This window comes from Mycobacterium sp. 1245805.9, from assembly GCF_001672915.1.
Lineage (GTDB): Bacteria > Actinomycetota > Actinomycetes > Mycobacteriales > Mycobacteriaceae > Mycobacterium.
This window is the reverse complement of record NZ_LZKR01000029.1, coordinates 83,074-95,656: the sequence shown is the minus strand read 5'-3', so window position 1 is coordinate 95,656 and position 12,583 is coordinate 83,074. Positions and strand designations below refer to the sequence as shown.

Here is a 12,583-nt window from a genome sequence, read left to right as displayed (position 1 = left end):
AGTCGATCGCACCAGTCGGGTCTAGTTACGACCTCAAGCGATCTTGACCCGCTGCTACCTCTTGCGTCGGTCATGGACGAATCCTCGCACGACATACGCGCGGACGAAGTCGCCCACCGCGACGTCGTTAGCGCCGTGATACGGCGACGGAGTGGTGAACAACGAGAACAAGATTCGCGCAAACCACTCCGATGCCGACCGAATGTCGAGATCGCTGCGCACCTCACCGGTCAGTCTCGCGGCCGAAATGTACGGCGCGAGAAATTCGCCACATTCGCGGAGGAGCGTCGCCGCATTCTTCGTCAACATCAGGTCGACTTGTTCTTGGTCGAAATACAACTCGGATTCCACTAGTCGGCGGGCCTGGGTGACGAAAACGCCTGCCCGGACCAGTTTGTCCTCGAGGGTGCTTCCGCCGTCGCGCTCGATTGCCCTGGCCAGCTTGCGGTAGAAGCCCTGCGACGCCGCCTCCGCACAGGCCTCGACAATTGTTTCCTTGTCCCGGAAGTACTCGTAGAACGTGCTCCTGGACACCTCCGCGGCCCGAGCGATGTCGACGATCGTCGTCTTTCGCAGCCCGTGCGTTCGGAAGCAGGTGAAGGCGGCAGAGATGAGCAGCGCGCGGGTGTCGACGGCGGTCGCGCGGGTCATCAGGCTCCCTTGCATCGGCGAACTCAGCGATCCGGCGCGAGAATCAGACCGCTCGTCGGAACGCCCGTGCCGGACGTGACGAGCACGTGTTCGACGTTGTCGACCTGGTTGTGCGAGGTGCCGCGCACCTGACGGACGCCCTCGGTGATGCCGTTCATGCCGTGGATGTATGCCTCGCCGAGCAGGCCACCGTTGGTGTTGATCGGCATCCGGCCCCCGAGCGACAACTCGTCGACTGAAACGAAGTCCTTGGCTTCCCCGCGCCCGCAGAATCCCAGTTCCTCGAGCTGGGTGAAGACGAAGGGTGTGAAGTGGTCGTAGAGGAAGGCGGTCGAAATATCTTGCGGTTTAAGGCCGGAGTCGCGCCAGAGCTTGTCGCCGACGACACCCATCTCGGGCAGGCCCGTGATGTCCTCGCGGTAGTAGCTGGTCATCACTTCGCCGTCGTAGGCGGCGCCCTGCGCTGCGGCGGTGATGACTGCGGGCGGTTTGGCCAAGTCTCGCGCTCGCTCGAGGCTTGTCACCACCATCGCAACACCACCATCGCTTTCCTGGCAGCAGTCGAGCAGCCTGAGCACCGGCTCGATGATCCAGCGCGATTGCTGGTGCTGCTCAATGGTTATCGGCTTGCCGTAGAACCACGCGTCCGGGTTCTTCGCGGCATGCTTGCGGTCGATGACGGAGATCTTGCCAAAATCGGCGTTACTGACCCCGTACGCCGTCATGTAGCGTTGCGCATGCAATGCGACCCAGGCCGCGGGCGTCATGAAGCCGAACGGGGCATAGGGCGCCATCCACAACGGCGTCACGCCCGGTTGGCGGCCGGCACCCCCGAAACGAAAGCCGGAGCGCTCGTTGAAGGCGCGGTAGCAGACGACCGCCTCCGCAACGCCCGTCGCGACCGCCATCGCGGCCTGCATTACGGTTCCGGCGGCCGCACCGCCACCGTGCGGGACTCTGGTGAAGAAGGTCAGGTCGCGAATTCCGACGTTACGGGCGACCTCGATTTCCTCGTTCTCGTCGACGCTGAATGTGACCATGCCGTCGATGTCGGCGGGCTTCAGGCCGGCGTCGCGGATCGCCGCCAATACCGCTTCGCAGGCAAGCTGCATCTCGGTGCGGCCAGATTCCTTGGAGAATTCGGTTTGCCCGATTCCGACGAGGGCGGTTTTGCCGCCGATACCGTCGCTCATGCATCCACACCCTGGAGCAGGCTGAGCACCGCGGTTCCCGAGACGTGGTCGCCCAGGCTGTTGGTGCCCTTGAAGGTGACCTCGACAAGGCCTTCCCCGTCGGCCGATGATTTGTCCGTGACGGAACCCGTGAAGCGCAGCGGGTCATTCGGGTAGGCCGGTACGCCGAGTCGAATGGACAGCTTCTTGATCATCGCCTCGGGGCCCGCCCAGTCGTGCAAGAACTTCACACATAGCCCGTTGGTCGTCAGGATATTCATGAAAATGTCTTTGGAGCCTTGAGAATTGGCGAAGTCGCGGTCGTGGTGTACCGGCATGTAGTCGCGTGATGCGATGGCGCCGGCAACGATCAGCGTGGTGGTCACCGGTACGTCCATTGGGGTGACTTCGTCGCCCACGTTGATGGAGTTCCACGCCCGTGTGGTGGTGCGGTCGACGGTGGAGGTCATTTGCTTCCTTCCGGGTATGCGGCGCCGAGGCGGGCGAGTTGTTGGGAGGCAGAGCCGAGCGAAAGCTCGATTTGCTTGGCCCATAGGAAATAGCGGTGGAGCGGGTAGGTGACGTCGATGCCCATCCCGCCGTGTACCTGCTGGGCCGATGCGACGACCCGAGCGCCGGCCTCGGCGGCCCAGAACTTGGCGATCGCCGCTTCGCGGCTCGCTGGCCGGCCCTCATCGATCAGCCAGGCCGCGTGCCAGGTGGTCCAGCGGATCGCCTCGACGTCGATGAAGGCATCGGCCAGCCGCTGCTGCACCGCCTGGAACGAGCCGATCGGCCTGCCGAATTGCTCGCGTTCGCTGGTGTAGGAAGCGGCGAACTTCAGCGCCCGTTCGGCCACGCCGACCTGCATCGCGCACAGCCCGACGAGCGCCCTGGTGTAGAGGGAACCGATTGCGTCCGCGCCGCCGGTGTTGTTGAGCCGCTGTGCGACGGCGCCGGTGAGTTCGACGTCCGCGTAGGGTTCACCGTTGGTGGTAGTCGCCGGCGTGACGGTCACCCCGGCGGTCGCCGCCTCGACGATGAATAGTCCAGGTCCGTCGTCGGCGAGCGCCGAAACCACTATGGCGTCGGCAAGCTGAGCGGCGGGTACGAGTTCTTTTGTGCCGTCCAGGATCCAAGCGTCACCATCTGCGCGTGCGGTGGTGCGCGGCGTGGTCGGATCCGAGTTGCCCGGCTCGGCGAGTGCGGCGGTCAGAATCGCACTGCCGTCCACGACTTTTGACAGGTAACGCTGCTGAATTGTCGAATTACCGTGCCGCGCAATTGTATCCGCGCCGAGGACGAGGGTCGCGTAGACGGGGACGGGCGCAACGCTCCAGCCGACCTCGACGAGCAGCACGCCGAGCTCGAGGAAGCCGCCGCCACTGCCGCCAACGGACTCGGGCAGCGCGATGCCCAGCAAGTCCGAGGATGCCAACTCGCGCCACAGCGCTTCGTCGAAGCGGACCTCGCCGGATTCCAGGTCGGCAAGGTGTTCGGGGGTGGCGCGGTGCTCGAAGAGCTGGCGCGCCACCTTGCCGACTGTCTCTTGTTCTTCGGTGAAGGAAAAGTCCATACTCGCCTAATTCCTTATGGGTCAGCGCGCCGGCCGGAACTGGTGCAGAACCAGTTCCTCACCGCTCGGGATTGCTTCGAACTTTTCGTAGAAGACCTCAACGGGAAGCCCCACCTCGATTGCCTCGGGCTCGATGTCGCAGAGGTTTGAGACGATGCGCACGCCTTCGTCGAGTTCGATCAGCGCCACCACATACGGATACTGGAGGAAGGGCAGCGGCGGATATTGCGGCATTACGAAGCTGTAAACAACGCCACGCCCGGTCGATTCGACGGAACCCCAGTTCAGGGACTGACAGTGTCCGCACATCGGCCGAGGCGGCACGCGCAACGTATTGCAGTCCTCGCACCGCTGGATCAGCAGCTTGTGGTCCTTCAGGCCCGACCAGAAGAATTCGGTGTCGGGGCTGATCGATGGAGCGAGTCTGGTGGCCATCAGTTTCCCGTCTTGAATCGCAGGGTGCGGAACCGCTGGCGGCCGATCACTTCACCGTTCTGATCCCGATAGGTCGTGATCCAGGTGACGAAGTAGCCCATACCCATCGCCGTCTTCTTCTCGTCGGAGATTGTCTCGAAAACAGTTTCGGCCGTGATGTCGTCGCCGACGCGCGGGTATCGCTCGATCTCGAACTCGGAGTTGGTGGCGACCGTGCCCGTGTAGCCGGCATCGGTGAGGAACTGGAGCGGATTTTCCTTGAGTTCGACCGGGACTCCACCTCGCTCGTGGATGCCGACAAGTTTGGGTGGCGCCATGGTCCACGACTGCAGCATCACCGGAGGCGAGACGAGGCCGCCGTAGCGGGAGGAGGCCGCGAACTCCGGATCCAGATACGCCGGGTTCATATCGTCCAACGCGTAAGCCCAGTGTCGGATCATGGCCGCATTCACGGGATCTGGCGCCTTGACCGGCTGTCCGGAGCTGATGGGTTGGCCGATGAGCGCATCGAGGCGTTCGCGCAGTTCGTCCTTCGTTGTCTCGGTCACGAGCTTCCTTTCTCCGATGCGCTGGCTCGCATGTCCCGGGGTGCGCGCGGCATCCCGAGACCGGCCATAGCGATGATGTCGCGTTGAAGCTCGTTGGCTCCGCCGCCGAATGTGTTGATGACCGCCATGCGGTATGCGCTCTCCAGCTCGCCCTTGAGGGGAGCCGCCGAGCCCTTCCGAACGCCGGCCTGACCCACGACTTCGAGTAGTTCGCGGGCGACCTGCTGGGTGAGTTCGGTGCCGAATACTTTTGTAGCGGAGGCCTCACCCATGCCGAGCGCGCCAGAACTCATCGTCGTGTTCACCCGCAGGTTCAGCAGCCGGTAGGCGGCGACTTGCGCTTCCACCCGGGCGAGAGCCTGCTGCACCCAGGGCTTGTCGATGACAAACCCGTCGTCGAGCGGCGTCGTCGATGCCCATTTGAGGGTCTTCGTGAACAACGGCTCCAGCGCGCCGAGGTTGCCCAAGGCGGCGCGTTCCAGGTTGAGCTGGTTGGTGACCAAGGTCCAGCCTTGGTTTTCGCCGAGCACGATCGCACTTTCGGGCACCCGGACATCGTCGTAGAACGTGTAGTAGGTGGACACGCCCGGCATCGTGTGCAGCGGCTTCCACGAGAATCCTGGTGAGTCGGTCGGCACGATGAAAAGCGTGATGCCCTTGTGCTTCTTGGCAGTTGGATCGGTGCGTGCAGCCAACCAGATGTAGTCGGCGAACTCGGCGCCGCTGGTGAACATCTTCGAGCCGTTGATGACGAACTCGTCGCCGTCGCGCACTGCGGTGGTGCGCAGTGACGCGAGATCGCTTCCCGCGCCCGGCTCCGAGTAGCCGATCGCGAATTCAACAGTTCCCTTGAGAATTGCGGGGAGGAACTTGGTCTTCTGCTCCTCGGTTCCGTACTGAATGAGCGTGGGGCCCACCGTGTTCAGGGTGATCATTGGCAACGGCGCGTTGACCCGGCGCGCCTCTTCCGAAAAGATGTATTGCTCCAGCGCTGTCAGTCCGCCGCCGCCGTATTCGACTGGCCAGGCGACGCCGAGCAGGCCGGCTTCGCCGAGCGCGCGCCGGCATTCGGCGATCGCGGGGCCTCCCTCGAGCAGGTTGGCTACAGCGGCGCGGCGCTCGGGGGTCATCACCGCCTCGAGGCGGGTGCGGTAGTCCTTGCGGAGCTGTTCCTGTTGAGGTGTGTAGTCGAAGTCCATCAATTGCCCGTTCCCAGTCGAATCGGCATGCGTTTCACCCCGGGCACCATGGTGGCCCGCAGGCGTGACACGTCACCGGTGAGTTCGATCGTCGGATATGTGCCCAGCAGCACCTCGAACATCACCCTGGCCTCCAACCGGGCGAGCTGGGCGCCCAGACAGGCGTGCTCACCGGCACCGAACGCGATGTGCGGGTTGGGGTTCCGCGTGATGTCGAAATCTTCGGACGTCGGGCCGAAGATCTCTTCGTCGCGGTTGGCGGCGCCGTAGAGCATGACGACGGTGTCGCCGGCCTTGATCTGTTGGCCGCGGATCTCCACGTCCTGGGTGGCGCAGCGGGCCATATGGGTGACCGGGCTGGTGAATCGCAGCATCTCCTCGACCGCGCCGGGCAGCAGAGAAGGGTCCGACCGCAGCAGGGCGAACTGATCGGGATGGTCGATCAACGCCAACGTGCCCAGTGCGATGAGGTTGCGAGTCGTCTCGTTGCCGGCGACCAAGAGCAAGAAGGAGAAGTTGAGTAGATCGGCGTCGGTGAGTTGCTCACCGTCTACCTCGGCCGCAGCCAAAATGCTCAGCAAGTCGTCCTGCCCACTGACCTTGCCGGTTCGCCGTGCAGCGATGAGCTTGGTGAAGTACTCGTAGAGCTCACCGAGTGCGACTACCGAGTCCAGTTCGATGTCGGGGTCCGCAGTGCCAACTGCGGCGTCTGACCAGCTGCGGAACTGCTCCCAGTCTTCGGGTGGTGCACCGAGCATTTCGGCGATCAGCCGGGTGGGAAGCGGTGCGGCGATTTCCTCTGCGAACTCGTACTCCCGCGATGTGTCGACACTGTCCACGATGCCCTTCACGATCTGGCGCACCTTGGGCTCCAGCAACTGCACCTGGCGGCGGGTGAAGCCGGAGTTGATCAGCTTGCGGAGCTGCCGGTGGCGCGGCGGATCGGTGAAGATCAGGTTTCCCTCCTGAACGGGTTCGGGCTGGGCGGGATCCGGGATCGAGATGCCCTTCGTCGAGGAGAAAGTCAACGGGTGACCGGACACGTAACGGATGTCCTCGTACTTCAACAGCGCCCAGAAGTTCGTGACATCGTTCCAGACGACGGGCGTTGTGTTGCGAAGTTCGCGGTAGGTCGGGTAGGGATCGCCGGCGTAGAAGTCCGGTGAGTGCAAAGGAACCGTAGTAGTGGGCACCGCAGGCCTTCCTCGACGCTGAGAGCTGTTCGGACAGATAAATAAAGAATGTCCGTTTCCAAGGTATCTACAGTAGACCCGACTCGCCTGTCAAACACCGGCTATTTGGCTTAAATAAAGGTGGATTGCCGTTGACGGCCTCTTCGGAGCCGTGTACACACAGTCAGAGAGTGTATGTTGTGGCTACGTCACCGGGCCGCGCCGCGATCGATCAGTCAGGAAGGCAGGCAGATGATGGCTGGCTCACGGTCTCTCCGCGACGCCTACGGGCATTACATCGACGGCCGATGGGTCGATCCGGACAGCGGGCGCTACGACGTGGTAAACCCCGCGACCGAGACGGTGATCGGTACCGCGCCGGACGCGAGCGTTGCGCAGGTCCAACAGGCCGTCGCAGCGGCGAGGGCCGCGTTCGATTCGGGCCCCTGGCCGGCGGCGGAGCCGGCGGACCGGGCCAGATGCCTGCGACAGCTCAGCGAAGCGCTACTGGCCAACAGCGAGGAGTTCTACGCCCTGGCGCAGGCCGAGTGGGGTTGTTCGGCAAACGAGCGCATCATCCACGTCGAAGGCCCGGCATTCATGGTCGGTCACGCCGCCGAGCTCGCGATGGAGCCCGCTGAGGAACCGATGGACGCGTGGGGCGCTGCGGGCACCACGCTGTTGCGCTACGAACCGCTCGGTGTGGTGGCCGCCATGACCCCGTGGAATTTCCCGCACACCATTAACGTGATGAAGCTGGGTGCGGCGCTGGCGGCGGGAAATACGCTCGTGCTCAAGCCATCGCCGCTGACGCCCCTGGCCGGGCTCGCGCTGGCTCGAATCGTCGAGGAGGAAACGGATATCCCCGCCGGTGTCGTCAACGTGGTGACCCCGACCAGCGTCGAGGCCAGCAGGAGCCTGACCCTGGATCCCAGGGTCAATATGGTCAGTTTCACCGGCAGCTCGGCGGTCGGCCGCGACGTGATGGCCGGCGCGGCAGCCACGATGAAACGCGTTCTGCTGGAATGCGGTGGCAAGTCCGCGACCGTCCTATTGCCTGACGTCGAGATCACCGACGAATTGTTGGAGCGGTTGCTGTTCGAAGGATGCACGATGCACGCCGGTCAGGCCTGCATCCTCAACAGCAGGCTGTTGTTGCCCGATGCGATCCACGACGAAGTGGTGGATCGACTCGCGCGGCTGGCCCGCGGGGTCGTGATCGGCGATCCCAGCGACCCCGCGGTGACGATGGGCCCGCTGATCAGCCGTGAGCATCGGGACCGGGTCGAGGGATTCGTCGAACGTGCCGAAGCCGACGGCGCAACCGTGGTCGCCGGGGGAGGGCGCCCGAAGGATCTGACCCATGGATTCTATTTCGAGCCAACGATACTGACGGACGCCTCGCCCGATTCCTATATCGCTCAAGAGGAAGTGTTCGGTCCCGTGCTGACGGTGTTGCGGTATCGCGACGACGATGACGCAGTGGCCATCGCCAACAATTCGGCATATGGGCTCGGGGGCGCGGTGTGGGGAAGCGACGTCGACCGCGCGGTTGCGATCGCCCGCCGGATCAGGACCGGGCAGGTCTCGATCAACGGGACGATCCCCGGAGACGCACCGTTCGGCGGCTTCAACCAGAGTGGAATCGGCCGGGAGGGTGGTGTGATGGGGCTGCGGGCCTATATGGAGCCCAAGGCCATCGGAGTGCCCGCGTGAACGGGCCCCTTGCGGGTCTGCGCGTTGTTGAGCTGGCCTCCGAGATCGCGGGTCCGTACTGCGCCAAATTGCTCGTCGACCTTGGCGCCGACGTCTGTAAGATCGAGCGCCCAACGGGTGACCCGCTGCGCCTATGGGGTCCGTTTCCGTCGGCCGATCCCGATCCGGAACGAAGCGGGCTTTTCGCGTATCTCAACGCCGGAAAGTCCGGCGTCACAGTCGACTTGGCACGTCATAGCGACCTCGCCGACCTTCGCGAGCTCATCGCGCAGGCGGATGTGTTTATCGAAGACCTGAACGCCGGCGCGCCCGAGCGGCGGGACTGGGGTCTGGACGCGGAAGCTCTTGGCCCGATCAACCCAAACCTCGTCGTGGTCCGGATATCGAGCTTCGGCCAGGACGGGCCGCTGCGTGACCGGGCGACGACTCCGTTGACGCTGCAGGCGGCGGGGGGCTGGGTCAATGCGCGCGACCCCGGGAGGGCGCCGGTGCAGGCCGGTGCACGGATCCCGGAGTACATAGCCGGCGCGTACGGGGCCCTGGGAGCGCTGACGGCGCTGCGGATCGCCGCGGCCGGAACGAACCGGCCGGTCGAGGTGGACGTCTCGATGTTCGAGTCGCTGCTCTCGACGCTGCCCTATCCCATGCTGTTGGCGGAGCGCCTGAAAAGCCTTGGTTTGCCGACCAATTCGAAGGCAGCACCGATGTTGGGCATCGTGCGTGCCGCCGATGGCTGGATCGGAATCAACTGCCTGACCGGCCAGCATTGGCTGGACGTGTGTGCCATGGTCGGGTTACCAGAGTTCGGCGAGCACCAGCTTGCGATCATGCTCGGCGGCCCCGAGCGCGACGAATTTTTTGCAAAGGCACAGCCGTTTTTCGATGCGATGACCGTTGCCGAGCTGGTCGACCTGAGTCAGGCCATGCGGATACCCGCGGCGCCGGTCACCGACGGCGATACGATACTGGACTGTCCGCAGTACGCCGAGCGAGGATTTTTCATCGAGGTGACGGCTGACGCATGGCGATTCACCAGACCCGGAGCGCCGTTTCGGTTTTCGAAGACACCCGTTCCTTCGCCACTTCCTGCACCGGCCTGCGGAAAAGACTCGCGGATTGCCTGGAGCGAGCGCGGTGCGCGCCGCCGCGCCGGCGGCGGCGAGAGGACGCCGGACGTCGCGATGCCCTTCGCCGGATTGAAGGTGTTCGACTTGAGCACCTTCTGGGCGGGGGCATATCTGACGTGCTACCTCGGCGCGTTCGGGGCTGACGTGATCAAGGTCGAGTCCATTCAGCGCCCCGACGGCCACCGCTACTCCGGCTCGCTACTGCGTGAGGGGGACGACTGGTATGAACGCGGGCCGCTTTGGCAGGGAACCAATCTCAACAAACGCGACATCACCCTTGATCTCACTTCGACCGCCGGCCGCGAGTTGGCGCTGCGGCTGGCCGCAGAAGCCGACGTGGTGGTGGAGAACTTCTCCCCGCGCGTGGTTGAGCAGTTCGGACTCGATTACGACTCGCTCGCGAAGATCAATCCCGCACTGATTATGGTGCGGTTGCCCGGATTCGGGCTGGAGGGGCCGTGGCGCGACTACGTGGGCTGGGCGCTGAATATCGAGCAGGTGTCCGGTATGTCGGCCATGACCGGTTACCCGGACGGCCCGCCGTGCAATCTGCAGGGGCCCGCCGATCCGATAGCCGGTGTGCACGCAGGTGTCGCGCTGCTGGCCGCGCTCGAGCACAGGAGGTCCACCGGTGCGGGCCAGCTCGTGGAGGTCGCGCAGATCGAGGTTGGCGCGGCGGTGACCGCCGAGCCTGTGATCGAGTACTCGCTGACGGGCGCGGTCCGAACACGAGAGGGAAACCGCCACCGCGAATACGCCCAGGGCGTCTATCCCACCAGTATCGCCGGCGAGTGGATCGCGCTGTCGGTGCGCAATGACACTGACTGGGTGGCGCTGCTGGGCGCCCTTGGCCGCGCTGATCTGCGAAGCGACCCGAAATTCGGGAGCGCAGAAGCCCGCCGGCAAAATCATGACCAATTCGACGAGATTGTCGCGAGTTGGACGTGTACGCAACCCGCCGAGGAGCTGGTGACAACGCTTGTCCGGCACGGCGTCCCAGCCGCGCGACTACTTGCAGCCGACGAGATGTATGGGGTCGAGCAGCTCGATGCGCGTGGTTACTATCAGGATCTGGTCCACCCGATTACGGGGCGACAGAGGTTTCCGGGCTGGCCATTTCAGATTTCGCCGGGTCCGGCACACCACCACAGGACCGCAGCCCCGACGCTGGGGCAGCACAACGCCGAGGTGCTGGGGGCACTTGGACTTTCCGACGCGGAGATCGCCGCGCTGCGCGACCAACAAGTGATCGGGCAACGCCTGCTCAACGCCTAGCTGTCGTCGACCATCGCTGCGATCGTGTCGACAACGCAAGCCGGCCGGTCGTTTCCCTCGACCTCGACGGTGACACGAACCGTGGCCCGCCCCCCGCGGTCGCTGCGCTCAACCTTGAGTAGCTCGGCTCCGGCCCGGATGCGGGAGTCGACCGGTACCGGCGCGGGGAACCGCAGCTTGTCGGAGCCGTAGTTCACCTGCATCGACAGCCCGGTCACCCGGTAGATCTGTTTGACGAGAACGGGTACGAGCGACAAGGTCAGATAGCCGTGTGCAATGGTCTTGCCGTAGGGACCGGCCGCCGCTTTCTCGGGGTCGACGTGAATCCACTGATGGTCACCGGTCGCCTCGGCGAACAGATCGATCTGCTTTTGAGTGACCCGAAGCCAGTCGCTGTAGCCGAGGTGCTCGCCGATATGCGCCTCGAAATCGGCGATCCCGTCGTACTCCTTCGGAGACGCGGACGCCTGGGTCATGCCGGAACCTTGAGCCCCAATTGCTCAATCGCGTTGCCGCCCATGATCTTTGCTTTGACGTCGTCCGAGAGGCCGTCCAGCCGGTCGACAAAGCTCAGCGGGTCGCCAATGCCCTCGGGGTGCGGGAAATCCGAGCCGAACATGACGTGGTCCTCGCCCATGATCTCGACGATTCCCTTGACGTCGTCTTCGAGGAACGGGTGGATGTAGATGTTGCGCTTGAACACCTCGACGGGATGCTCGTCGAATTCCTTGGGCATGATCTTGTATGCGGTGTTGAGCTGCTCGAGCAGGTTGCGCACCCAGCCGCTGCCGTTCTCCACGCACAGGATCTTCAGGTCGGGGAACCGGGACAGCGCGCCGTGACAAATCATCGCGGCCAGCGTGTCCTCGATGGCCCGGTGCCCCATCACCACCTCGCGTAGGGCACTCGGTTTGAAGGACAAGTACTCGTCGCCGCCCTCCCACTCCATGAGGTGTTTCTGGTAGCCGCTGTCCGAGGCGTGCATGGTGACCGGCATGCCGGCGTTGACGACCTCCTCCCAGAAGGGGTCAAACTCGGGGAGGCCCATGGACCGCGAACCGCCGAAGCGGCTGGGCACGGGTGCGGGCCGGACAAGGAATGTCTTCATACCGCGCTCGAGGCACCAGTGAAATTCTCTGATGGCTTCCTCCACGATCGGCAGGCAGATGACGGGCGTCGGGAAGATCCGCTCGTGGTAGTTGAACGTCCAGTGTTCGTGCATCCACTCGTTGAGCGCGTGGATGATCGCGTGGGTGAGGATGACGTCGTCGGTGGTGCGCTCCTCGATGAGGCTGGCGAGGGTCGGGTACATCACGCACTGGTCCAGGCCCAGCTCATCCATCAGCTCCAGTCGGGGTGCGGGAGCCTGGTATGCGGGGATGACATCCATTGCCTCGCCGACGAACTCGCGGAAGTTGAGACCTTCGGGATTGTTGCCCAGGAAGTAGTCCTCGGCGCTCCCAGGCCTGGCAACACGCGCGAACGTCGGGTTGGGGATCATGTGGCTGATGTGGTCCTTGACGACCAGTTTGGGCCTGCCGTTGACCTCGACGTAACCGACCTTTCCGCGGTGCTCCTTCGGCAGGTACTTCGTGAGCGCGTCCGTCGTCTCGTACATGTGGTTGTCGATGTCGAAAACCGGGTACGGCAATGAACGGCGGGACATGGGACTTCCTCCTGAGCAGCGAATATAATCATTTACGCTATCTGAG

12 protein-coding genes are annotated in these 12,583 nt (G+C 64.0%); 2 read left to right on the top strand and 10 right to left on the bottom strand.

Annotation, left to right across the window (positions count from 1 at the left end):
- Positions 1–54: 54 nt before the first annotated feature.
- Genes A9X00_RS04795 through A9X00_RS04760 form a run of 8 tightly spaced genes read right to left on the bottom strand, consistent with a single transcriptional unit; the run spans position 55 to position 6,753 of the window.
- Complete coding sequence (locus tag A9X00_RS04795; RefSeq protein WP_067149762.1) at positions 55–651, bottom strand: TetR/AcrR family transcriptional regulator; 597 nt, start codon at positions 649–651, stop codon at positions 55–57.
- A 23-nt stretch (positions 652–674) separates the two neighbouring features.
- Positions 675–1,844, bottom strand: coding sequence for a lipid-transfer protein (locus A9X00_RS04790; protein ID WP_067149761.1), 1,170 nt, complete (start codon positions 1,842–1,844; stop codon positions 675–677).
- Complete coding sequence (locus A9X00_RS04785) at positions 1,841–2,293, bottom strand: MaoC family dehydratase (protein WP_067149759.1); 453 nt, start codon at positions 2,291–2,293, stop codon at positions 1,841–1,843. Before A9X00_RS04785 ends, A9X00_RS04790 begins: the two co-directional genes overlap by 4 nt.
- Positions 2,290–3,399: an acyl-CoA dehydrogenase family protein gene (locus A9X00_RS04780; protein ID WP_067149757.1), complete on the bottom strand. Its 1,110-nt coding sequence runs from the start codon at positions 3,397–3,399 to the stop codon at positions 2,290–2,292. Before A9X00_RS04780 ends, A9X00_RS04785 begins: the two co-directional genes overlap by 4 nt.
- A 21-nt stretch (positions 3,400–3,420) precedes the next feature.
- Positions 3,421–3,834, bottom strand: coding sequence for a Zn-ribbon domain-containing OB-fold protein (locus tag A9X00_RS04775; RefSeq protein WP_067149755.1), 414 nt, complete (start codon positions 3,832–3,834; stop codon positions 3,421–3,423).
- Positions 3,834–4,382: a MaoC family dehydratase N-terminal domain-containing protein gene (locus A9X00_RS04770; RefSeq protein ID WP_067149753.1), complete on the bottom strand. Its 549-nt coding sequence runs from the start codon at positions 4,380–4,382 to the stop codon at positions 3,834–3,836. The genes A9X00_RS04775 and A9X00_RS04770 overlap by 1 nt, the downstream gene beginning before the upstream one ends.
- Positions 4,379–5,581 carry an acyl-CoA dehydrogenase family protein gene (locus tag A9X00_RS04765; RefSeq protein ID WP_067149751.1) on the bottom strand — a complete coding sequence of 401 codons (1,203 nt, stop codon included), beginning with the start codon at positions 5,579–5,581 and terminating at the stop codon, positions 4,379–4,381. Before A9X00_RS04765 ends, A9X00_RS04770 begins: the two co-directional genes overlap by 4 nt.
- Entirely contained in the window at positions 5,581–6,753 is a 1,173-nt protein-coding gene (locus A9X00_RS04760; RefSeq protein WP_067149745.1) for a cytochrome P450, read from the bottom strand. Before A9X00_RS04760 ends, A9X00_RS04765 begins: the two co-directional genes overlap by 1 nt.
- Positions 6,754–7,008: 255 nt before the next feature.
- Between A9X00_RS04760 and A9X00_RS04755 the strand changes: the two genes are divergently transcribed.
- The gene (locus tag A9X00_RS04755) at positions 7,009–8,469 is read left to right on the top strand and encodes an aldehyde dehydrogenase family protein (protein ID WP_067149933.1); all 1,461 of its coding nucleotides are present in this window, start codon (positions 7,009–7,011) and stop codon (positions 8,467–8,469) included.
- On the top strand, positions 8,466–10,871 hold the full coding sequence (locus A9X00_RS04750) for a CaiB/BaiF CoA-transferase family protein (protein ID WP_067149744.1): 2,406 nt from the start codon (positions 8,466–8,468) through the stop codon (positions 10,869–10,871). Before A9X00_RS04755 ends, A9X00_RS04750 begins: the two co-directional genes overlap by 4 nt.
- On the opposite strand, the gene A9X00_RS04745 is transcribed toward A9X00_RS04750, so the two are convergent.
- Both A9X00_RS04745 and A9X00_RS04740 read right to left on the bottom strand, forming a co-directional pair.
- Positions 10,868–11,347 (bottom strand): MaoC family dehydratase, encoded by a 480-nt coding sequence (locus A9X00_RS04745; RefSeq protein ID WP_067149743.1) that lies wholly within the window; start codon positions 11,345–11,347, stop codon positions 10,868–10,870. The two genes, A9X00_RS04750 and A9X00_RS04745, sit on opposite strands and share 4 nt — an antisense overlap.
- Positions 11,344–12,537 (bottom strand): amidohydrolase family protein, encoded by a 1,194-nt coding sequence (locus A9X00_RS04740; RefSeq protein ID WP_067149742.1) that lies wholly within the window; start codon positions 12,535–12,537, stop codon positions 11,344–11,346. The genes A9X00_RS04745 and A9X00_RS04740 overlap by 4 nt, the downstream gene beginning before the upstream one ends.
- Positions 12,538–12,583 lie beyond the last annotated feature (46 nt).

Coding starts and splice junctions, on each gene's coding strand:
- A9X00_RS04785 (WP_067149759.1), bottom strand. CDS start 2,293: ATGACCTCCACCGTCGACCGCACCACCACACGGGCGTGGAACTCCATC.
- A9X00_RS04765 (WP_067149751.1), bottom strand. CDS start 5,581: ATGGACTTCGACTACACACCTCAACAGGAACAGCTCCGCAAGGACTAC.
- A9X00_RS04780 (WP_067149757.1), bottom strand. CDS start 3,399: ATGGACTTTTCCTTCACCGAAGAACAAGAGACAGTCGGCAAGGTGGCG.
- A9X00_RS04790 (WP_067149761.1), bottom strand. CDS start 1,844: ATGAGCGACGGTATCGGCGGCAAAACCGCCCTCGTCGGAATCGGGCAA.
- A9X00_RS04775 (WP_067149755.1), bottom strand. CDS start 3,834: ATGGCCACCAGACTCGCTCCATCGATCAGCCCCGACACCGAATTCTTC.
- A9X00_RS04745 (WP_067149743.1), bottom strand. CDS start 11,347: ATGACCCAGGCGTCCGCGTCTCCGAAGGAGTACGACGGGATCGCCGAT.
- A9X00_RS04755 (WP_067149933.1), top strand. CDS start 7,009: ATGGCTGGCTCACGGTCTCTCCGCGACGCCTACGGGCATTACATCGAC.
- A9X00_RS04795 (WP_067149762.1), bottom strand. CDS start 651: ATGACCCGCGCGACCGCCGTCGACACCCGCGCGCTGCTCATCTCTGCC.
- A9X00_RS04740 (WP_067149742.1), bottom strand. CDS start 12,537: ATGTCCCGCCGTTCATTGCCGTACCCGGTTTTCGACATCGACAACCAC.